The following is a 23,081-nucleotide window of genomic DNA, read 5'->3' on the forward strand; positions in this document are numbered from 1 at the left end:
AGAATAATAAAAACTATCTTATCTTAGTCGATGAATTAACACCACATTTAAGACAATCAAACAATTATGAGTTCCTACGAATATTATAACTTTCCGATACAGTTGATAAACGGTTTTTTAGATGATTCTAAAAAAGTTTTGATTGATATTTCACATTATTGTATTTATAGAGTTTTTATAGATAATTTCGAGAAATATTCGGGTTCTTTTACAGGTTATCAGAAGGCTTGTGATGATTTTGGAATCGAATTTAAAAATGTTGCAGCAGCTTATCAAAATGGTAAAGATTTGTATGAAGCAACAATAGATAAAAGTCCGATGGTTGGAATGACTTCTGAAATGTATTGGGATTATATGACCAATGAAAAATCTGAATTTGAAAAGGTTTTACTGCTTGGGGATCTTGCTTTTAAAAGCATTTTAGGTGCAAAATCATATATAAAATTGGATAATAAATATTGGTTTAGCCGAATGAATGGTTCTGTAAAATCAATTGCGAAAGAAGAAATTTCTCCAAAACTTCAACGTTATTTGAACGAATATCAAACCAAAAAGATTAAGAATCAATTAATTGCTGGTTGGGGATTAGCTTCATATTCAAGATATAATCGCGGATTTTATGTGAGTTATAAAATGACATTAGATGATTTGGCTTATCATGCAGAAAAGATTAGAAAATCTACACAAGATAAAAAGATCAAAAATGATGTAAAATCAGCTCACGAAAAAGCATTAGAGAGATTGGAGAAGGAAGGTCAATAGTGTATATATTTTATAGAACAAAAAACCTGAAGATTAACTTCAGGTTTTTATTTTATTTACGTTTAAAAAGGTTTTTAAAAAATCCACCTTTATTATGGTTTTCTCCATAACCATAACCATAACCATAGCCATAACCTTTTGTAAAGTCAACATCATTAATAACCATAGCCATATTCTTAAGTCTATTTTCTCTATATAAATCTCTTGGAATTGCTAGCATACGTTTATCTAAGTAGTTGGCACGAACTACGTACATTGTAATATCTGCATCGTCTGAAATTAATAGTGTATCAGTTACTAAACTTACAGGAGCTGTATCAACTATTACATAATCATAATGTTCCTTTCCATATTTAATAATATCATCAAATCGTCCATTCATTAATAATTCGGATGGATTAGGTGCTATTTGACCTGAATAAATAACATCGAATTTATAATGTGCAGGTTTTTTTATGATAATATCATCAATATTAACATCATTAGAAATTAAATATTCAGTTACACCATATTTATGTATATATTGATCAGAAATACCTAAATAATCTAATACTTTTGGACTTCGAATATCAGCTCCGATTAACAATACTGATTTTCCAGACATTGTTAAAATCTGAGTTAAGTTAGTTGATATAAATGATTTTCCTTCTCCACTAGTTGTAGATGTAATATAAATACATTGAGGATCTGTTGAGTTCTTTAATAAGAAATTTACATTTGTTCTTAAGATTCGGAAAGCTTCAGCAGCACTTGAGTTATCATTATTTTCTAATATAGAAATATTACTTTTCGGTACTTGTCCTGCGATAGGTGCTCCTACGGCATTTTCTACATCTTCTTTTGAATTAACTGTATTATTTAATAATTTGTATATATAAATTATTATAAAAGGTATTATAAGACCTACAATAAGCGCTCCTAAAAATATAATACTTTTTTTAGGGGAAACAGGTTCTTTTATACCATAAGCATAATCAATTACTTTAATATTTTCTGGTGTTGCAGCAGCTTTTATTTCATTTTCTTCTCTTTTCTGAAGTAAGAATAAATATAAAGCCTCTACAATTTGTTGTTGGCGAGATATATCTCTAAAACCACGCTCTTGACTAGGTACTTTTTTAATTTTTCCAGCAATTTGATTTTGCTTTCCTTGTATTGTATTTAAAATAGTTTGTGTGTTATTTCTATATAATTTTAAACTATTCTTCAGGTTTCTTTTTACATCATTTATTTGCTCTTGTAATTTAATAACATTTGGATGTTCATTTGTTACAGATTTTAACATATCTTCTTTAGCTAGGACTAGTTCGTTGTATGAAGATATTTCTGATGAAATAGATTTATCTTCTAAACCAATATTTGAAGGAAGTAAATCTGTACGAGACGTATTAAGAGCTCCATTCATATATTCAACTAATTGTAGTTGTGTAGAAGCATCTAATAATTTCTTTTCATTATCAGCAGCACTCTCTAAAAAAATATTTGCTTCAGAGGTAACATCTGTAATATTATTACTTTGTTTATATTGTTCTAATTGTTTGTCAACACCATCTAAATCGCCACTAACAATAGCTAACCTTGAATCAATAAACTTAGATGTAGCTTCAGTTAATTTATGGTTATCGCCTACAATATCTTTGTTGTAATTAATAATTAAATCATTAATTACTTTTTTAGAAATCTCAGGAACAGGACCTACTAATGAGAAGTTAATAATTTTAGAACTTTTTTCACTGTTAGGATCTATAGCAAGTTTCTTTTGGTAATTATCTACAGTCTTATCAATAGAATTTAAAACAATCAGATATTCATTATCAATTGATTTAGCTAAGTTTTTATTAGGACTGATAACAAAACTTCCAATCTTATCATTTATTTTTTGTCCAAAAGAATATTCCTTTTCTGTAGAAGTTGTTTTGTTTGTTAAAATAAATTTTGTTGTAGATTTTATTTGAACAATAAATTTAGCTTCTAAATCTTCATTGGTTTTATCAGCTTCGTTTAGAAAAATAATTTTAATAGGAGATTTCTCTTGAGTTAATTCAACTTCAGCTACACGACCTTTACTAAAATATTGAATATTTAAATTATTTTCTTCTACAACCTTAGTAATTAGTCGTTTTGATTTTAAAACATCAATTTGATCACCAACTTCAGCATTTGTTGAAGATCCCCCTCCAAGCATAGCTTGATCCATTAAACCAGCTAATTCACCTGTTGCAGATTCTTTCTCATTTAATAATATTTTAGCTGAAACTTGATATTGTTTCTGAGTATATTTAACATATAAAAAGGCTAAGGTTAAAGAAATAATAACTCCAAATACAAACCATTTCCAGTAATAAAGATATTGTTCTAAAATTTGTCTGATATTAATCGTTTCTTCAGACTCATCGAAGTATTGGTCTTCTAGGTTATTTTTATTTGTACTCATTTTTATTTAGAAATAACAGCAATTACAGATATTATAACACCAGCAACAGATATCCATAATGAATAGTTTGGTGTAAATTTAGATGATGAAATTTTAGCATTATTTGGTTCTACATAAATAACATCATTTTGGGCTAAATAATAAACAGGAGAGTTTAGTATTTCTTTGGATGTTAAATCGACGTTATATGTTTGTTTTTGTCCATTTTGTTCACGAATAACCATAATATTATTTCTAACACCATTAATAGTTAAATCACCAGCCATACCTAAAGCATCAAGTATACTTACTCTTTCGCTTGGAATTGTAAAATTACCAGGTTTAGCAACTTCTCCTAAAACGCTAATTCTAAAATTTGTAAAATTAATATTTACCCCAGGATTAACGATATATTTTGAGATTTTTGCTTTTAATTCATTTTCAGCTTCTGTTCTAGTTAATCCACCTACTTTCACATTACCAATTAACGGATAGTTGATATAACCATTTTCATCAACAGTATAAACCTTCGCATAAGGATTATTTTGCACCCCAGAATTTACTTGATAAACACTTTGTTGATTAAAAGGTTCTGTAGCTTTTATATCAGCAGCACTTACACTGATTGCTAGCATATCAGAAGATTGAATTTTAGGAATATATTCTTCGTATTTCGTAGTAGATTGTTGATCTCCTTGAAAGTAGACTAATTCTTTTTTTGATGCACAAGAAGAAATAGTGAGTATAACTATTACAATTAAAAGATTAAAAATTTTATTTTTCATAAATTAAGTTATCAAGTTTTTCAAATTCTGAGTTTTGAGATTTAAATTCTGGTACAATCTCTTTTATTTTAGCCACTAAATGCATGACTTGCTCATGTTTTTCTATGGTTGAAGACATTAAGCATAGTTCTTCAATTAGTTTTTTATTGTCTTGACATTTGTTTGTATTAACTTTTGCTATCATTATTTTTTCATGATGGGTCTTTACTGTATTTTCATCATTAGCCAATAACTCTTCATAGATTTTTTCACCTGGACGCAAACCTACAATTTTTATATCAATTTCTTCAGGATATTTAAAGCCACTTAATCTAATCATCCTTTTAGCAAGATCAATAATTTTCATTGATTCGCCCATGTCGAATACAAAAATCTCACCACCTTTTCCCATAATAGCCGCTTCTAATACTAATTGGCAGGCCTCTGGAATAGTCATGAAAAAACGTGTAATATCGGGATGTGTTACTGTCAAAGGACCTCCGTTTTCTAATTGACGTTTGAATAAAGGTATTACAGAACCATTAGATCCTAAGACATTGCCAAATCGAGTAACAATATAATTTGTTTTAGATTTTTCATTTGTACAATTTACATAAATTTCTGCCACACGTTTGGTTGCTCCCATCACGTTAGTCGGATTAACCGCTTTATCTGTTGAAACCATAACAAATTTTTCGGCACCAAATTCATTCGCTAAATCAGCAATAATTTTTGTTCCATAAATATTTGTATTAATTGCTTCATATGGAAATCTTTCCATTAAAGGAACATGTTTATATGCAGCTGCATGAAAAATAATTTGCGGATGATATTTATCAAAAAGGCTTAACATTCGTTTTCGATCTCTTACACTCGAAACGATATAATCTATTCTATTTTGTTTTTCTTCAGAAATTTCATTTTTTAAAGACTGTTGAACATCATATAGAGCCGATTCTGCCTGATCAATCAAAATTAGTTGAGCAAAATCCATCATAGCAAGTTGCCTTGAAATTTCACTTCCTATAGAACCTGCAGCACCAGTAACAAGTATTACCTTACCTTGTACATTTTCATTAATAATAGGGTTTTTCAACTTAATTGATTCACGACCTAATAAATCTTCAATTTTTAATTGTTTGATTTGAGCAGGCTTGTATGTACCATCAATCCAATTAGAAATAGGTGGAATTATTTTTATGTTTACATTCAAATCTTCTAATGATTTGGATAGATTTAATAATTGATTCGTTTTAATATTTTGAATAGAAATAATAATTTCTGAAATATCATTTCGTTCAATGAATTTATTATCAATATCATTTATAGAATAAATTTTAACACCATCTATAAATGTTCCAATTTTAGAAGGTTTATCATCAATAAAACCTACAACTTTATAATTAAACTGAGTATCATTTTGTAAAATATCTCGAGTAATTAATCCTGAATCTCCTGCACCGTAAATTAATATTTTTTGTTGTTCCTTATTTTTTGAGAAAAAATAATTATAAATCCATTTATAATATAATCTGGCAATAACCATTATTACTGTTGAAATAAATAAATGGACAAAGATAACAGAGTAAGACATTCTGAAAACATATGAAACAGGAGTGTTCTCCGAAAGATTAGATTCAATGAATTGTCTATAGATAAAAGAGATGAAGAAAAGAATCAGAAAAGCCGTAGTATTAGATACAAATACATTTTCAGCATCTTTTAACCCCGTTTTTTTTACAATTCCCTTATATGTTTTGAAGTATAGGAAACATAGAGTATATGCTGCTACAACAAATGGTAATTTAAATAATAATTTTTCTAAACTAAAAGAATTTAGAAAACTATTAAGTATAAAATTGGTTATTACATAGCTAAAGAAAACAATAAGTATGTCTAGCACTAATACTACCCATCTAGGAGCATTAAAGTGTTGGTTAAAAGGATTCAATATTTTAGTAATTTAAGTGGTGGTAAAGATAATAAAAAAATCAGGAATAGAGACTCCAAAAAATGGAAAAATCTATCCCTGATTAATATCTTAAATTAAGAGAGAATTATTTTACTCTGAAAACAACTCTTCTTGCTAATTGATGAGATGAAACTTGAGAGTTTTTGAACTCTTTATCTTCCCCTTCACCAACAGTAGTTAATTGAGAAGCATTAGCTCCTTGACTAACTAAAATAGCTTTAACATTTTCTGCTCTTCTACGAGATAAGTCTTTATTGAAAGCATCTCCTCCTACTGGATCAGCAAAACCTAAAATGTCAATTTGAGCATTTGGTTTAGCTTTTAAGTACTCAGATACAAATTTGATACCTCCAACAGATTGTTGGTATGGTTTGTCAGAGTTGTAATCGAAGTATACGTTGATAATACCTGAATTAATCATTTGCTCTAAGAAATCAGCATCGTTAATGACAGTTGTGTTTCCTCCTGCATTTTGTTTGATATATTCTTCAATATTATCTGGAATTCCGTTTCCGTTGTGGTCGATAGTAACACCTTTTGTGTCAACTACTGCACCTGGAGCTGAATCTGGTTCTTGATCTAAGTAATCAGCAACACCATCACCATCAGTATCTTTTAACATTTGTTCGATGTTAGAAATACGATCTTCTAAGTCAGAACGAGTTGGTTCGTAAACCCAGTCAGCATGTTTTTCGTTTTTACCTAAGTAAAATGTTAAACCTAAAGTAGCATTCCAAATTTCACCTCCAAATCCTGAACCTGATGTGTTAGCTGTGCCATCAAATGTTACATTTTGACGAATATTTCTTACGTAAGATACATCTCCTGTTAAAACAACACGATCAGTTAATCTTAATTGTGGTGTTAAACCAACCATAACATTTACCATGTTATCATTGTCGTCGAAAACTTTACCATCAGCACCTTTTGTCGCATCATTATTCATCCAAGAGTAACCTGCACCACCATGAGCTAATAATCCAATTCTATTTGTCCATGTTTCAAAATTCATGATTCGTCCTAAGTTCGCAACCCCTTGTAAATCTACACGGTAATAATTAGAACGGAAACGAGCTACATCTTCGCCTTCTTTGATACGATCATATCCACCATCTAATTTTAAACCAAATTTTGGATTGAACATATAACGTACACCAAAATCAGCATGGAAAAAACTTGGTGTTTCTGAATAATAACCTGGAGCGAATGCTTTTCTTGCTTTTACCGCACCTCCATTGGCCTCGATAGACCATTTGTTGTAATCGTTGTTAATTGTTTCAGTAGTTTCTTGCGCGTGAGCAAAAATTCCTAATCCAATTACACTTAATAGGTATGAAATCTTTTTCATGAGGATATATTTAATTGCAAATTTATATAAATACTTAAAAACGAATCAATCAAAAACTGTTAAAAAACACTATAACTAACGAAAGTCATGATTATGTCTTTATGATTATTTTAACTTGTTTAAAAAATATTCAATAATTGTGCCGAAATTAATTTTTGATTTTCTTATATCATTTTTAAATCATTTAAATTATTTTTGCATAAATATTTCCCAAAACAAACAATGGAACAATCAGCATTTCTTTTTTCGACCAGAGGATCATTAGAATTAGCACAAAAAATTGCCGATCAATATGGTCAAGAACTTGGTAAATCTAAAATTGTAGAATTTAGCGACGGAGAATTTGTACCCGCTTTTGAACAGCCAATTCGCGGAGCTCGCGTTTTCTTAATTGGTTCTACAATGCAACCAACAGACAATTTAATGGAATTACTTTTAATGTGTGATGCAGCAAAACGCGCATCTGCTAAAAGTATTACAGTTGTTATTCCTTATTTTGGTTTTGCTCGTCAAGATCGTAAGGATGCTCCACGTGTGCCAATTGGAGCAAAATTAGTTGCAAAAATGTTAATGACAGCTGGAGCAACTCGTGTAATGACTATGGATTTACACGCTGATCAAATTCAAGGATTTTTTGAAGTTCCTGTTGATCATTTATTTGCTTCAACAATTTTTGTTGAATACATTAAAGGTTTAGGCTTAGATAATATTTGTATTGCTTCTCCAGACATGGGAGGTGCTAAACGTGCAAATACATATGCTAAATACCTTAATGCAGATATCGTAATTTGTCACAAAGAACGTAAAGTTGCAAACCAAGTTGATAGCATGATGTTAATCGGTGAGGTTGAAGGTAAAAATGTTATTTTAGTGGATGACATGATTGATACAGCGGGTACACTTGCAAAGGCGGCTGAATTGATTATGGAAAAAGGAGCAAAATCTGTTCGTGCGATTGCAACGCATGGAGTTTTATCTGGACCAGCTTATGAGCGTCTTGATAACTCTCTATTAACGGAAATTGCTATAACTGATAGTATTCCATTAAAAAATACTTCCGTATCTAAAATAAAAGTATTATCTTGCGCTCCGCTTTTTGCTGATGTTATGCATCTAGTACATAGCAACAAATCTATTAGTCAACGTTTTGTTATCTAGTGGTTTAACTAAATATTAAATTATTTTTATTATATACATATTATTATGAAGTCAATTACAATTCAAGGTGTAAAAAGAGAAGACTTAGGTAAAGTGGCTACACGTAACCTACGTAATGCTGAACAAGTACCTTGTGTGGTTTACGGTTCTGGAGAGCCTATCCACTTTTCAGCTGATGAAAAAGCATTCAAATCATTAGTTTACACTCCAGATGCTCATACAGCAACTATCGAGTTAGCTGATGGAGCTAAAATTCAAGCAATTTTACAAGACATCCAATTTCACCCAGTAACGGATAAAATCTTACACGTAGATTTTTACCAATTAAACGAGGACAAACCAGTAACTATGGAAGTTCCAGTTCGTTTAGTAGGACGTGCTCGTGGTTTAGTAGCTGGTGGGGTTTTACGTTTCAATATGCGTAAATTAAAAGTTCGTGCTATTCCAGCAAACTTACCAGACGAAATCGAAATCGATATCACTCCAATGAGAATTGGTCACAAAATGTATGTAGAAACATTGAAAAATGATAACTACACATTCGCTCATCCAGATAACGCAGTAGTAGTAGCTATTCGTACTTCTCGTAACGCAGTTAAGGATGCTGATCAAGACGAAGACGAAGATTAAGAAATTTTCTTTTCAGATAATATTAAACCACTCATTTTTGAGTGGTTTTTTTATTTTTAAAAATTTAATAAGATAAATTTGTCCGATTTAAAATTAGTTGTATATTTGCTTCATAATTTATAATGAATAAAAGAAATTAATGTTTTCTAAAGCGTGCGAATATGGAATTAAGGCTTGTGTGTTTATTGCACAAGAATCTGTAGAAGGAAAGAGAGTCAATTTAAAACAAATTGCAAATTCTATTAATTCTCCAGAAGCTTACACAGCCAAAATTCTTCAACAATTAGTTAAAGCAAATGTGATTTCATCTGTCAAAGGAAAAATGGGAGGTTTCCAAATGGATACAGCACATTTAGAAGATATCAAATTAGTAAATATCATCAAAGCTATTGACGGAGATGGTCTTTATCACAGTTGCATTTTAGGTTTAGTAGAATGCGATGCTAACAAACCTTGTGCTTTACATAGCCGTGTTTTTGCAATTCGTAATGATTTGCGAGGAATGCTTGAAAAGACATCGATGTTTAATTTGATTGATGATCTAGAGAAAGGAATTGCTTTTCTTAAACATTAAAAAAATTTGATTAAAAATAAGATAAAAATATCCGATTATCCGAATTAAAAAATTACAACAATGAACCTATTAATAGAACTTCCTCAAACAACTGCTTCTCATATGAGTTATACTGTAACAGTAAATCTAAATGAAGCGTGCGAAAGACATCATAAGACATTATTTTTTTGTTGGAATATTCGTGCTGGAATAGATAAAGGAGTCGATATTCAACGAATTGTTGATTATGTAAATTGGTATGGGGAAAAAGTGTTATTCAAAAAATTTGAGATAGAAGAAAATTACTTGTTTTCGCTTTTAGATGAAGATCATTACTTGGTAAAAAGATCATTGAAAGAACATAGGCGTTTGAGACGCCTGTTCAAAATAGATGCAAAAAATCCGATGAAAAGTTTGATTTATATCGAAGAAGAATTGGATTTGCACATCAGATTTGAGGAGAAACAAATGTTTCCTGAATTTGAGAAAAATGCAACACAAAAAAAGTTAAAAGTAATTAAAGAACAATTTAATTCACTTTTAACTAACACAGATTGGAAAGATCAATTTTGGTTATAGATCTTTCGTAACCATAAATTTTTACTTATAATTTTTTAGATGATTTTTGAAAAGAAAAGCTCGATTTTGCAGGTCGAGCTTTTTGCTTTTTTATAAGTTTTCGAAAAATTTCTCTGGATCTTCAAGAAATTTAAATCCATTAGATTGATGAATGTTTTCTATAAATAATTCTTTTTTAGCTTCAAAAAAATCATATTTAACATTCATAAATTTTAGATGATATTCTTTCGCGATACCGATTAATAAATCAACTGATTGTATAACATTAATTTCATTTCTTAAATCGAATCTGAAGTTGAAAAAATTAATATTATCATTTTCATCAAAAGCTATAGAAGAATCATTATCATAAAAGTTTGAAGTATCTCCTTTCCAATAAAGAAAATTATCACTTGTACTTTTATAATCTGTAATAAATTTATCAATCTTTAATTCAATTTCATTTTTATTGATAAAGGTTTCTTCCCAAAAACATTCGGTACTTTTTAAGTAATCAGAATCCTCTTGTTTGATGAATTCTAGATAATTTTTATCAAAATTAATCAATGGAACTAAGAAGACGTTATATTGCCAAATAGCCATATTTTACTTCTTAATCTTCACTTCAAAGATTTTATCCCAAAGCTTTCCAGTAACTAACATATTTCCGTTGTCTTTAAAAGCGATTCCGTTCAATTCTTGTGCTTGCGGATTTCCTTGTTTTCCTTTCAATTTAGCAAAATTGAACTCAGCTTTTACAGCGCCAGTTTGCGGATCAATTACCACAATATTACTGTTATCTGCATGTCCAGATTTTAGGTAAACATTTGCATAAATTAAACCATCGTGGTATTCAATTTCATTCAAATAACTATATGGTTGTTGACTGTCAAAAGCTTGAACAGTTCTTAGATAATTAAAGTTTTCATCAAAGAAATGAATACGTTGAGAACCTTCTGTTATGGCCAATTCTTTTCCAATTGTTGTAATTCCCCAACCTTCGATAATTTGAGCTGGCATATCAAATTTTTCAACTTGATTAAAGTTTAAATCATATTTATAAATCACACGATCTTGCCATGTTAATTGATAAATAAAACCATTCAGTTCTGTAATTCCTTCTCCAAAAACATCGTCTTTGATTTGATATAATTTTGTAGGTTCAGTTGCCCCCAATTTATATTCAATCAAACGTGTTTTTCCTCCGCGAAGTCCAGTTCCTTCGAAAATATTTCCGTTTTTGAAATAAAAACCTTGCGTAAAATAATCTGGATTATGTGGATAAGTTCCTACAATTTCATAATTCCATTGCGCAGCCGGCTCATTTGCATAAACCACAAACGTAAAATCGCGCGAATTTGTTTCTTCTTCTCCTTTGAAGAATTTCAAATTAACCGTATGATTTCCTAATCCAATTGTTTTTCCGTCAATCGTAAAATCAGCAGGAACTTCTTGTCCATCTACCGAAACAATAACTTTCGTAATTCCATCTAAATTAGTTAAAGGAATATCGATTTTGTCGCCAATTTTGTATTTGTTTTGTTCAATTTTCGAAACAATTTCAGTGATTGCAGTATTGTTTTTTCCAGTCGAATCTTTACAAGAAAATAACACTGAAGAGAAAACTGTTGCACAAACTGATGCTGCGATTAAATATTTTTTCATTTGATGTGTTTTATGTTTTACGAATTAGGTTGCTAATTCTACTACAAATATATTTTATTTTGTTCGATTCGGATTATTTTTTACAAAGGCATCCCAACTCGAATAAGAATTTGACGTCCCAGTTGTTTTACCCGAATTTAGATAATGACAAACCGCAACGGCAAGACCATCTGTGGCATCCAAACGTTTCGGAATTTCTTTCAAACCAAGTAAATGTTGTAACATGCCCGCAACTTGTTCTTTTGATGCATTTCCGTTTCCAGTAATCGCCATCTTAATTTTTTTTGGCGCATATTCTACCACAGGCATATCGCGATGCAGGCAAGCGGCAATACAAACGCCTTGTGCACGTCCAAGTTTTAACATAGACTGAACATTAACGCCAAAAAACTGCGCTTCAATGGCTAATTCATCAGGATGATATTGATCGATAATGGCTAAAGTTTTTTCGAAAATCTTTTTCAATTTCGTTTGCTGGTTCGGAAGTTTATGCAACAACAATTCGTCTAAAGTAATCAACTTTATTTTGTTATTTTTGACTTCAATCAAACCAAAACCCATCACCATTGTTCCAGGATCAATCCCTAAAATAATCTTTTCCATCGTTGCGAAGGTATTAAGATATTCTGAAAATTAAGCCGAATTTCGACTCGCATTAATATTTCCGAATAACGAACGCATCACAATTTGCTCATAGATTGATTTGAACTCACTTTCATGATGAATTTTGTTCAACGCAAATTGTTGAATCGTTAATAATGGTAACACAATTTTTTCGCGCATTTGTACCGAAGATTTGTTCAATGGTTCGTCTTGCATCAATTCTGTGTAACCCGAAATTTCTAAACATAATGCTTTTGATAATTCAAATTCATCGTGCAAAATATTCCAAAATTCACCATATTCAGGATCATTTTTCATATAAGATGTTAATGGAAAATAAGTTTTTTCCATCGACATCATACTATTCTGGATCAATGTTTTGAAGAAGCTCGAATTCTTGAATAAATCTTTTACATCCTCTAAATGACCTTGTTTTTTCAATTCATTTATAGCTGTTCCAACACCAAAATATCCCGGAACATTTTGTTTTAATTGACTCCAAGAACCCACAAATGGAATAGCACGCAAATCATCGAACTCTAATTTTTTATCACCACCTCGTTTACTCGGACGGCTTCCGATATTCGTTTTTCCATAATAGTTAAGCGTACTCATATTTTCTAAATAAGGTAAAAATGAAGGATGCGCTTTCAAATCTTCGTATTTCTGATAACTAATTGTGGCTAATTTATCAATCAAAATTCGCTCATCTGGCGAAATCTGACTTGTGCTTGTCGAGAAAACATCCGAAATAATACCAGCTGTGTACAATTGTTCAAAATTATATTTTGCCTGCGGCATTGTTCCATAATTCGACGTAATTGTTTGTCCTTGAATTGTAATTTGAATTTCGTGATTCGCAATTGTTTTCCCTTGAGAAGCGTAAAATTCGTGCGTTTTTCCACCACCACGCGCAGGAGGTCCACCACGACCGTCAAAGAAAATAACTTCGATTTGATTTTTATCCGAAACATTCGAAAGGATTTCTTTGGTACGATAAATTTCCCAATTCGCTTTGATGTAACCACCATCTTTTGTTCCGTCCGAAAAACCTAACATAATCGATTGACGTTGTTTTCTACGTTCTAAATGTTGCGCATAAATAGGTAAATTATACAATTTATTCATCGTATTTTCAGCACCATCTAAACCTCTAATCGTCTCGAAAAGTGGCATGATATCAAACTTAATTTCATCGTCTTGATAACCACAAAATTTGAATAAAGCATAAACATTTAAAACATCGAAAATGGTTTCAGAATTTGAAATAATGTATCGGTTAACACCTAATTCACCATTTCGTTGCTGAATTTTTTTTAATTGATAAACATTTTTGATTGTATCAATCACAATATCATCTTCAAAATCTTCTGGTTTAGCTGTAAAAGACGGATTTATTAACAATTCGATTTGTTCTGCTTCGCTTAAATCTTTCAGATTAATTCCAGTATATTTTTCAACAATTCGGTTAATCACTTTTTGATGAACACGCGAATCTTGACGAATATCCAAAGAAGCAAAATGCAATCCGAAAATATCAACACGTGTGATAAAATCATCTAAAATATCTAAGAAAACACCATTGTGTTGTTCAATTAAAATTGTACGAATCGTTTGTAAGCGCGTTTTGATTTCATCAATTGTAATTGTTCCATTTTCATTGAACATATTTTCGTAAATCAAATTACTCAACGCTTTTAAAGGTTCTGTAACATGCTTGAATGTTAATCTACGTTGAACAATTTTAAGATGATTGTAATAATTTTTTAAGATACTTGTACGCAATAAACTTGCAACTTTCCATGTAATTTCTGCTGTTACAAACGGATTTCCATCGCGATCGCCTCCAGGCCAAAAACCTAATTGAATAACAGGAGATTTTAGAGGTTCACTTTCTGTAAAAAACAATTGGTTGATTTCGTTGTATAATCGTCCAATTGTTTGATAATATACATTTCTCAAATAATAAATAATAGAAACAGCTTCATCGTAAGGAGTTGGTTTTTCTTCGTTGATAAAAGGTGTTTTTCCTAATTGTTGCAACAATAAATCAATTTTACTTACCGAATCTTGTTGAATTGCGTCGCGTAAATCTTGAATAATTTGTTGAACATTTGTTGGATAAAACTGCGTTGGATGGGCTGTAAAAACAACTCTTGTTACAAAATCTTCGATTCTGGTTTTTACTTGCTCCATTTTACCTTGCGCTTGTGCAATATGATAAATGCTTTCCAAACTTCCTTTTTCATTTTCGGAATGTAATGACGGAAATGCAGCATCTTCGATACTATCAAACAAAACAACTTGTCGCTCGATGTATTGTATCATTCGAAACATCAAATCGATTTGCTCTTGTTCGGTTTTTAAATCAGTGTATTTCTCAAAAAAATTGTTGATGATTTCATTTGGTGATTTACCTTCGGGTAAACCTTTTTGACTTTCATCATACAAAAACGGAATCAATGATCCGATGTTTTGCATTTTTTCGTAGGGAAGACTCATAAAGAGACTGTTGTAAATTTGAAACTTATTTTCCACAATTTGGTGGAATTTAAGTTCAGATAAATTCGTACTTCGCATTAATAGGTATTTTTTCTCTTAATAGTAAATTTACTTGTTTCGAGGTAATTATCCTATTTATTTTAAACCAAAAAAAGAGAATCATATTGATTCTCTTTTTTATTATGATCGATTATTTAATTCAATTAATGGTTCAATAAAGTCTCTTGTATTTGATAAACGAGGAACTTTATTTTGTCCACCTAATTTACCTCTTGAAGCCATCCATTCGATGAATAATTTTGTGCGTGCTTTGTGTACAATCGGTCGATTAAGTGTCATATTATTGTAACGTTTTGCTTCGTAATCGGAATTAACTTCTTGCAAACCTTTATCTAAACAATCAATAAATTGCTCAAAATTTTCAGGCTCTTTATCAAACTCTATCATCCATTCGTGAGCGCCTTTTTCTTTTCCTTGCATAAAAATTGGACCAGCACTATATTCAGAAACAATTGAATTTGTTTGCATACAAGCACGTTTCAAAGCTTCTTCTGCATTTTCTATCATCAATTCTTCGCCAAATGCATTGATATAATGTTTTGTTCGTCCAGAAACAACAATTCTGTGTGGATTAGTTGAGGTAAATCGAACCGTATCACCAATAATATAACGCCATAAACCACCATTTGTTGTAATTACCATGGCGTAATTTTTACCAACTTCAACTTCTTTAATCGTTAAAAATCGTTGAGCTTCTGAACCAAATTCTTCCATTGGAATAAATTCGTAAAAAATTCCGTTGTCTAATAATAACAACAACTCTTTACTATTTAATTGATCCTGAATTCCAAAAAAACCTTCGGAAGCATTATATAATTCGAAATAATTTAATTTTTTCTGAGTAATTAAATTATAATTTTCTGCATAAGGTTTGAAGCTGATTCCACCATGAAAAAACACTTCGAGATTTGGCCACAATTCGTCCAAATAATTCTTTCCAGTTTCGGCTAATAATTTATTCAAAACGACTAACATCCACGAAGGAACACCAGTTAAAGAACTAACATCTTCATTTTTTGTTGCATTAATAATAGCATTCATCTTTACATTCCAATCAGACATTAGAGAAATCTCACGATTTGGAATGTTTTTCATTTCTGCATAAAAAGGTAAATTATCAATCAGAATAGCTGATAAATCACCAAAACGCGTATCATATTTTTGATAAAGTTCACTACTTCCACCAATTCTTAAGTTTTTGTGCATAAAAATATCCGTTTCGGGATAAGCGTTTAAATACAATGCAAACATTGTTTTTCCTGCTGCGTAATGGCAATCTTCTAAGGATTCATTACTAATCGGAATAAATTTACTTTTGGCATTTGTTGTTCCAGAAGATTTCGCAAACCATTTTATTTTTCCATGCCAAGTAACATCTTTTTCACCTTTTCTTGCTAATTCAATATAAGGTTGAAAATCCTCGTAATGCACTGCAGGGACTTGCTCTTGAAATTTATGTGTCGTTTTGATTTCGTCAAAATGAAATTCTTTTCCGTAAATAGTCGATTTGGCTTTTTTGATATTCTCAAATAACACACGTTGTTGCGTACCAACTGGATTTTTGATACTTTCCTCGATGATATTCATTCGGCTACGCATCATAATTTCCATAATCTTATTGACTATTCCCATCCGCTAAAAGTTTTGTAGATTTACACAAAATTAATTAAACTTTTTTAGCAAGATGCAGTTTGAAGGACAAATTCGTAAAATGACAACTGAAAATGGAACGCCAATCAATTATTATTGGAATTTCAAGAATGATTTTATTGTTATGAATCAATTGTTAGGAAAAAAAATCAAGATTAACTTTGATCATTACGAATGTTTAAACTGTCACGAGGACAAAGAGATTTATCAGATGGGATATTGTAAAAATTGTTTTTTTACAGTTCCAGAAGCTAATCCAAGTATTATCAATCCAGAACTTTCTACAGCACATTTGGGAATTGCGCAACGTGATTTAGAGTTTGAAACGAAATTCGAATTGCAACCGCATATTGTGTATTTGGCAAATTCTTCGGGAATAAAAGTTGGTGTAACACGTTTAACTCAAGTGCCGACTCGTTGGATCGATCAAGGAGCATCAGAAGCTATTATTATTGCACGAACGGATAATCGTTACGAAGCTGGAATGATAGAGGTTTCGTTGAAAAATGTTATTGCAGATAAAACAAATTGGCAAAGAATGTTGAAAAATGATGTGCCAGAAATTAATTTGTTTGAAAAGTATCACGAAATCAGAAATGAAGTGAATCCAGATTTTCAACAATTTTTGGTTGATGAGCCAGAAGTTTGGAAGTTAGACTATCCAGTTTTATCTTATCCAGAAAAAGTAAAATCATTAAACTTGAAAAAAACGCCAGAAATAGAAGGTGTTTTGAAAGGAATAAAAGGTCAATACTTGATTTTTGAAGACAATACCGTTTTCAATGTTCGAGGTCACGAAGGTTTTTATGTGAATTTTAAAGTGTAAAATTTATTTTACAATAAAATATATTCAAAAGTCGATTTTGTAACAGAATCGACTTTTTTTGTTTCTATCTATTTGATTTCAATAAAAATACTTGTTTTTTATCTTATTTATTTTTACATTAGTTATAATCAATTAACACAAAAAATAGGAATTATGAAAGCAAGTGCATTACTTATGGTTGGTGGTATTTTGGCTTTAACAGCATGTAATAAAAAATCAGATTTGCCAGATTATAAGGTGAAAGAAGCAGTTTTAGATGTTTACAAATACAGAGCAGATAAGCCAGATTCACTTTTTTCGAAAGTAGAAGGCGTAAATGTGGATGATTTGAATGCGGTGGTTAAACAATATGGGCCAGTTGATGTCTACAACTTTGAGAAAATGACGCCTCTTGAAGATGGTGACAAAACAGTTTACGAAGCAGTTTATAAAGTATCTTTTAAAGGAGCAGAAGGTACAGAAACTTTTAAAGTACGAAAAATTGATAAACTAGACGGAATTGTTGTTGGCTATGCAAGTGATGTAAAACCTGTTGCTGAACCAAATGATTCATTGGCTGTAAAAAAGGATTCGGTGAAATAAATATAAAAAAAGAATAAATACGTAATGATTTATTGAAAAAGTTTGTATATTCGTTATCAATAATGAAACAAAACGGATTAGATACAATCATTTCAATTACGACGACTTCTAGTGTTCACACTTAGAGGAGTTTTGTTATGTATTTAATTCTAAAAAAATAATGCAAAAGCATCTTCTCAAAAGGAAGATGCTTTTTTTATGATCAAAATTTAAATTATGAAAGTTTTAAAATTCGGAGGAACATCAGTCGGATCGGTAGAAGGTATTCGCGCGGTCGTAGAAATTGTTAAACAGGAAAAGCAACAAAATAACTCGATTATTTTGGTTGTGTCTGCTATTTCTGGTTTGACCAATTTATTAACCAAAATGTCTGAAGAAGCTTCATCAGGAAATTTTGATGAAAATGATTTAAAACTTTTTCAAGACAAACATTTCGAAATTGTAAAAGCTTTAATCGATGTGCCGAATCAAAATCCGATTTTAACAAAATTAAAATTGTTGATGAATGAGTTGGAAGCATTATTAGAAGGGGTGGAAATTCTGAAAGAATTAAGCCCTCAAACAAAAGATTTGATTTTGAGTTTCGGCGAAAGATGTAGTGCTTTATTAATAGCAAAAGTAATGCAAGAGCATGTTGGAAATTCATTGGCGATTAATGCATCAGATTATATTTTGACTGATCATAATTTTGGTCAAGCGAATGTTATCGAGGAAAAATCGTTTCAGAATATTCAACAATTAGCAAAAGATTATTCGGATAAATTATTAGTTGTAACAGGGTTTATTGCTGCTAATGAAGAAGGACGAGTGACAACTTTGGGAAGAGGAGGTTCTGATTACACTGCGGCTTTGATTGGTGCGGCTTTACATGCAGAACAAATTGAAATTTGGACAGATGTAAATGGAATGATGACGGCGGATCCTCGTTTTGTGAACAAAGCTTTTTCGTTAGAAAATTTATCGTATACAGAAGCGATGGAATTGTCGTATTTCGGTGCGAAAGTGATTTATCCGCCAACAATGGCTCCAGCTTTTAAACTTCGAATTCCGATTTTAATTAAAAACACATTTCAACCGGATTTTGAGGGAACAAAAATTCAGTTCGATTCGCAACCAACAGATTATCCAATTAAAGGAATTTCGTCGATCAAAGATATTGCATTAGTCAATATAAAAGGAAGCGGCTTGGTTGGCAAATTGGGCTTTAGTGGAAAACTTTTTTCACTTTTAGCGCAACATCATATCAACATTGTGTTGATTACGCAATCTTCGTCAGAGCATAGTATCACGCTTGCCATTCATCATAATGAAGTCGAAAAAGCAAAGCAATTAATTGAAGAAGAGTTTTGTTTGGAAATTGCAGTAAAATGGTTGGAACCAATTGAAATTGAAGAAAATCTCGGAATTATTGCAATTGTTGGAGAAAACATGAAGAAAATGGTTGGTGTTTCGGGCAAGTTATTTTATGCATTAGGACGAAATGGAATCAATGTCAGAGCGATTGCGCAAGGTTCTTCGGAGTATAATATTTCGGTTGTGATTAACGAAAATGATTTGTCAAAAGCTTTAAATGCGGTACATGATGCGTTTTTTAATCATTTGAAAAAAACAATTCATGTTTTCAATGTTGGAGTAGGAAATATTGGGTCGACATTTTTAAATCAATTAGAAAAACAGAAAGATTTTTTAGCAAAAAATAATGATATCGAAATAAAATTGGTTGGATTATCAAATTCAAAAAAAATGATGTTTGATGAAAACGGAATTAATTTATCGAATTGGAAAAATGAATTAGAAAATTCTTCTTCTCCAGCTGATTTGAATGAATTTATCCAAAAAATGAAACAGTATAATTTACCAAATTGTGTTTTTGTAGATAATACTGCGAGTTCTGATTTGCCAAATTATTACAAACAAATTTTTGAAAGCAGTATTTCGGTTGTAACATGTAATAAAATTGCGAATTCATCTTCTTATCAAGAGTATAAAAAATTGAAAGAAACTGCTCGAAAATATGGCATTGATTTCCTTTATGAAACGAATGTTGGAGCAGGTTTACCAATTATTAGCGTGTTGAAAGATTTAAGAATGAGTGGAGATCAAATCTTAAAAATTGAAGCAATTTTATCAGGAACAATTTCGTATATATTTAATCATTTTAAAGGTGAAAATACATTTGCCGAAATTGTAAAAAAAGCGCAAGAATTAGGTTATACAGAACCAGATCCTCGCGATGATTTGAGTGGAATAGATTTTATGCGAAAAATGTTGATTCTTGCTCGTGACAATGGTTACGAAATTGAAGCGGGAGATGTAAAAATCGATTCTATTTTGCCTAAATCTTGTTTAGAAGCTGCAACTGTAGAAGATTTTTATCAAGAATTAGTCAACGAAAATGATTATTTCGAAAAGATAAAACATCAAGCAGATGAGGAGCAGAAAGTGATTCGTTACATCGGGATTTTAGAAGATGGGAAAATATCAATTTCGTTAGAATTGGTGGATAATCAACATCCGTTTTATGCCTTGTCTGGAAGCGATAATATTATTTCTTTTACAACAGCGCGTTACAAGGAACGTCCTTTGGTTGTGAAAGGACCTGGAGCTGGTGCAGAAGTTACAGCAGCTGGCGTTTTTGCAGATTTAGTTAATATAAGTTCAATACGATAAAAGATGAATCAAATAATCGAAAATAAATATAAGCTTGATCAAGCGAAGTTTTTAGATAAAGTACATGTTTTTGCTCCTGCAACAGTTGCCAATATGATCTGTGGATATGATATTTTGGGCTTTGCGGTGGATTATCCAGGTGATGAGGTAATCATGAAAAAGACAGAAAAGTTAGGAATCGAAATTCTGACAATTACAGGTGACGAGGGTAAATTGCCTTTGGATGCGATGAAAAATACAGTTTCTCATTCGGCATGGAAATTATTTTGTGATTTAGGTCTACAAGATTCTTTTGGATTATCGATAGAATTACACAAAAAAATGCCAATTGGAAGTGGTTTAGGTTCAAGCGCGGCGAGCACAGTTTCTGGACTTTTTGCATTGAATGAATTATTAGGAAAACCACTTTCTAAAAATGAGCTTTTGCCTTATTGTATGGAAGGCGAACGATTGGCTTGTGGCGCTGCTCATGCGGATAATGTTGCGCCATCGTTGTTTGGAGGAATTACGTTGATTCCTTCTTATGAGCCGATTTTGGTGCGTTCTTTACCTGTTCCTGAAAATTTATATGTCACACTGATTTACTCAAAAGTAGAAGTGCCAACAAAGGATGCGCGCAAATTAATTAAAGACAAAGTGCAATTGAGTAAAGCAATAAAGCAATGGGGAAATATTGCAAGTTTGGTTGCAGCGCTTTATGAGAATGATTACGAAGAAATTGGTCGTTCGATGCAAGATGATATTGTCGAACCAAATCGTTCTTTATTGATTCCATATTTTAATGAAATGAAAAGTATTTCGCTCGAAAATAATGCATTAACATTCGGTATTTCTGGTTCTGGACCAACAGTTATGGCGTTATCTAAAAGTAAATTGGGTGCAGAAAATATCGAACAAAAACTAAATGATTTTTTGACGATAAAAGAAATTGAACATTTATCATTTGTCTCTAAAATTAATCAACAAGGACCTTACATAAAACACTAAAAATGAAATTATATAGTACAAATAATCATAATAACAGAGTCGATTTTAAACAAGCGGTTTTCCAATCTTTGCCAGAAGATAAAGGATTGTATATGCCTTTGTCGTTGGAAAAATTAGATGAAAATTGGTTGAATTCTATTGAAAATTATTCATTTCAAGAGATTGCGAAAAAGGTGACAAATCACTTATTAAAAGATGATTTTTCTGAAGAAACGATTAATAATTTAATTGATGATGTAATTAATTTTCCTGCGCCTTTGGTGTTTTTAGAAGATGATTTAGCTATTTTGGAATTATTTCACGGACCTTCTTTTGCTTTTAAAGATTTTGGAGCAAGATTTATGAGTCGCGTGATGGCACATTATTCAAAAAAAGATAATCAATTGTTAGATGTTTTGATCGCAACTTCTGGCGATACAGGAGGCGCTGTAGCACTTGGCTTTCTGGGAGTAGAAGGAACGAGAGTAACGATTTTGTATCCAAAAGGAAAAGTGTCGCTGATACAAGAATTGCAATTAACGGCGAATGGAAAAAATATTCGTGCCATAGAAATCGACGGAACTTTTGATGATTGTCAAGCATTGGTCAAGCGAGCTTTTTTAGACAAAGATTTAATGAAAAATCTAAACTTAACCTCAGCAAATTCAATTAATATTGCTCGCTTAATTCCGCAATCTTTCTATTATTTCGAGGCATTTGCCCAAGCAAAAAGAAAAGGTTTTGAGAAAGTTTCTTTTGTTGTTCCGAGTGGAAATTTCGGGAATATTACAGCAGGTATTTTGGCTTCAAAATTAGGATTGGAAGTAGAACAATTTGTTGCGGCTACAAATGCGAATGATACTGTTCCATTATTTTTAAAAACCGAAAATTATCTACCCAAACCTTCTGTACAAACGTTTTCGAATGCGATGGATGTTGGAAATCCGAGCAATTGGGTTCGTGTGATGGAATTTTTCGAGCAAGATATGGAGCAATTAAAATCAAAAATGGTTTCAAAAGCTTTTTCAGATATTGAAACGACAAATGCAATTGTTAAAATTAATCAAGAATATGATTACATTGCTTGTCCGCATACGTCGATTGCGTGGTTGGCAGCGAAGGAATACCAAGCGAAAAAGCAAGATGAAAAAGAGTTAGTGGTATTTTTATCGACAGCGCATCCGTGTAAATTTCCTGAAGTTTTTCCGAAAGAAATACGAGATAAAATTGTCTATCCAAAAGAAGTCGAAGAATTGAAATCGAAACAATCGAATAAAGTTAAAATGAACAATAATTTTGATGAGTTAAAAAATTGGTTGTTGAATAATTAATAAATTAAAAAGCAAAGTTTCTAACTAAATAGAAGCTTTGCTTTTTTTGAATAGTATATTAATGATGG

The 23,081-nt window shown here is 31.2% G+C and carries 19 protein-coding genes; 10 read left to right on the top strand and 9 right to left on the bottom strand.

Annotated elements, in window-relative coordinates; all coding sequences use genetic code 11:
- Window positions 1–66: 66 nt before the first annotated feature.
- The gene (locus tag B3M86_RS02760) at window positions 67–762 is read left to right on the top strand and encodes a hypothetical protein (protein ID WP_219034502.1); all 696 of its coding nucleotides are present in this window, start codon (window positions 67–69) and stop codon (window positions 760–762) included.
- Between the two features lie 52 nt (window positions 763–814).
- On the opposite strand, the gene B3M86_RS02765 is transcribed toward B3M86_RS02760, so the two are convergent.
- The 4 genes from B3M86_RS02765 to B3M86_RS02780 form a co-directional block, all read right to left on the bottom strand.
- Window positions 815–3,196 carry a GumC family protein gene (locus B3M86_RS02765; RefSeq protein WP_286494994.1) on the bottom strand — a complete coding sequence of 794 codons (2,382 nt, stop codon included), beginning with the start codon at window positions 3,194–3,196 and terminating at the stop codon, window positions 815–817.
- A 2-nt stretch (window positions 3,197–3,198) separates the two neighbouring features.
- Window positions 3,199–3,960: a polysaccharide biosynthesis/export family protein gene (locus tag B3M86_RS02770; RefSeq protein ID WP_125348880.1), complete on the bottom strand. Its 762-nt coding sequence runs from the start codon at window positions 3,958–3,960 to the stop codon at window positions 3,199–3,201.
- Window positions 3,950–5,890, bottom strand: a complete 1,941-nt coding sequence (locus B3M86_RS02775) for a polysaccharide biosynthesis protein (protein ID WP_286494991.1) — start codon at window positions 5,888–5,890, stop codon at window positions 3,950–3,952. The genes B3M86_RS02770 and B3M86_RS02775 overlap by 11 nt, the downstream gene beginning before the upstream one ends.
- A 106-nt stretch (window positions 5,891–5,996) precedes the next feature.
- Complete coding sequence (locus B3M86_RS02780) at window positions 5,997–7,259, bottom strand: OmpA family protein (protein ID WP_286494989.1); 1,263 nt, start codon at window positions 7,257–7,259, stop codon at window positions 5,997–5,999.
- A 222-nt stretch (window positions 7,260–7,481) separates the two neighbouring features.
- On the opposite strand from B3M86_RS02780, the gene B3M86_RS02785 reads away from it, so the two are divergent.
- The 4 genes from B3M86_RS02785 (at window position 7,482) to B3M86_RS02800 (ending at window position 10,179) form a co-directional block, all read left to right on the top strand.
- Window positions 7,482–8,417, top strand: a complete 936-nt coding sequence (locus B3M86_RS02785; RefSeq protein WP_038336277.1) for a ribose-phosphate pyrophosphokinase — start codon at window positions 7,482–7,484, stop codon at window positions 8,415–8,417.
- A gap of 45 nt (window positions 8,418–8,462) precedes the next feature.
- Window positions 8,463–9,047, top strand: a complete 585-nt coding sequence (locus tag B3M86_RS02790; RefSeq protein ID WP_038336278.1) for a 50S ribosomal protein L25/general stress protein Ctc — start codon at window positions 8,463–8,465, stop codon at window positions 9,045–9,047.
- A gap of 139 nt (window positions 9,048–9,186) precedes the next feature.
- Window positions 9,187–9,621 (top strand): RrF2 family transcriptional regulator, encoded by a 435-nt coding sequence (locus B3M86_RS02795; RefSeq protein WP_291075588.1) that lies wholly within the window; start codon window positions 9,187–9,189, stop codon window positions 9,619–9,621.
- Between the two features lie 60 nt (window positions 9,622–9,681).
- The gene (locus B3M86_RS02800; RefSeq protein WP_291075586.1) at window positions 9,682–10,179 is read left to right on the top strand and encodes a hemerythrin domain-containing protein; all 498 of its coding nucleotides are present in this window, start codon (window positions 9,682–9,684) and stop codon (window positions 10,177–10,179) included.
- A gap of 90 nt (window positions 10,180–10,269) precedes the next feature.
- Here the strand turns inward: B3M86_RS02800 and B3M86_RS02805 are convergent, their stop codons facing one another.
- From B3M86_RS02805 to B3M86_RS02825, 5 genes are all read right to left on the bottom strand, one after another.
- Window positions 10,270–10,761 (bottom strand): hypothetical protein, encoded by a 492-nt coding sequence (locus B3M86_RS02805; RefSeq protein WP_291075584.1) that lies wholly within the window; start codon window positions 10,759–10,761, stop codon window positions 10,270–10,272.
- A 3-nt stretch (window positions 10,762–10,764) separates the two neighbouring features.
- Window positions 10,765–11,823: a glutaminyl-peptide cyclotransferase gene (locus B3M86_RS02810; RefSeq protein WP_291075582.1), complete on the bottom strand. Its 1,059-nt coding sequence runs from the start codon at window positions 11,821–11,823 to the stop codon at window positions 10,765–10,767.
- A 54-nt stretch (window positions 11,824–11,877) separates the two neighbouring features.
- Window positions 11,878–12,426, bottom strand: coding sequence for a crossover junction endodeoxyribonuclease RuvC (ruvC, locus tag B3M86_RS02815; protein ID WP_125348885.1), 549 nt, complete (start codon window positions 12,424–12,426; stop codon window positions 11,878–11,880).
- Between the two features lie 30 nt (window positions 12,427–12,456).
- A complete protein-coding gene (locus B3M86_RS02820; RefSeq protein ID WP_221854724.1) occupies window positions 12,457–15,006 on the bottom strand; it encodes a phosphoenolpyruvate carboxylase in 2,550 nt (849 codons plus the stop codon).
- A gap of 102 nt (window positions 15,007–15,108) precedes the next feature.
- Entirely contained in the window at window positions 15,109–16,620 is a 1,512-nt protein-coding gene (locus B3M86_RS02825; protein WP_286494981.1) for a GH3 auxin-responsive promoter family protein, read from the bottom strand.
- Window positions 16,621–16,672: 52 nt separating this feature from the next.
- Here B3M86_RS02825 and B3M86_RS02830 point away from each other — a divergent pair, with 52 nt between their 5' ends.
- The 5 genes from B3M86_RS02830 (at window position 16,673) to thrC (ending at window position 23,013) form a co-directional block, all read left to right on the top strand.
- A complete protein-coding gene (locus B3M86_RS02830) occupies window positions 16,673–17,464 on the top strand; it encodes a DUF2797 domain-containing protein (protein ID WP_221854722.1) in 792 nt (263 codons plus the stop codon).
- A gap of 153 nt (window positions 17,465–17,617) precedes the next feature.
- Window positions 17,618–18,046 carry a hypothetical protein gene (locus B3M86_RS02835; RefSeq protein WP_147280028.1) on the top strand — a complete coding sequence of 143 codons (429 nt, stop codon included), beginning with the start codon at window positions 17,618–17,620 and terminating at the stop codon, window positions 18,044–18,046.
- Window positions 18,047–18,262: 216 nt separating this feature from the next.
- Window positions 18,263–20,716 carry a bifunctional aspartate kinase/homoserine dehydrogenase I gene (gene thrA / locus B3M86_RS02840; RefSeq protein WP_286494979.1) on the top strand — a complete coding sequence of 818 codons (2,454 nt, stop codon included), beginning with the start codon at window positions 18,263–18,265 and terminating at the stop codon, window positions 20,714–20,716.
- Window positions 20,717–20,719: 3 nt separating this feature from the next.
- On the top strand, window positions 20,720–21,703 hold the full coding sequence (locus B3M86_RS02845; RefSeq protein WP_291048841.1) for a homoserine kinase: 984 nt from the start codon (window positions 20,720–20,722) through the stop codon (window positions 21,701–21,703).
- A 2-nt stretch (window positions 21,704–21,705) separates the two neighbouring features.
- Window positions 21,706–23,013, top strand: a complete 1,308-nt coding sequence (gene thrC / locus B3M86_RS02850; RefSeq protein ID WP_291075581.1) for a threonine synthase — start codon at window positions 21,706–21,708, stop codon at window positions 23,011–23,013.
- Window positions 23,014–23,081 lie beyond the last annotated feature (68 nt).

It is taken from the genome of Empedobacter sp. UBA6305, assembly GCF_002440405.1.
Taxonomy (GTDB): Bacteria; Bacteroidota; Bacteroidia; order Flavobacteriales; family Weeksellaceae; genus Empedobacter; species Empedobacter falsenii_B.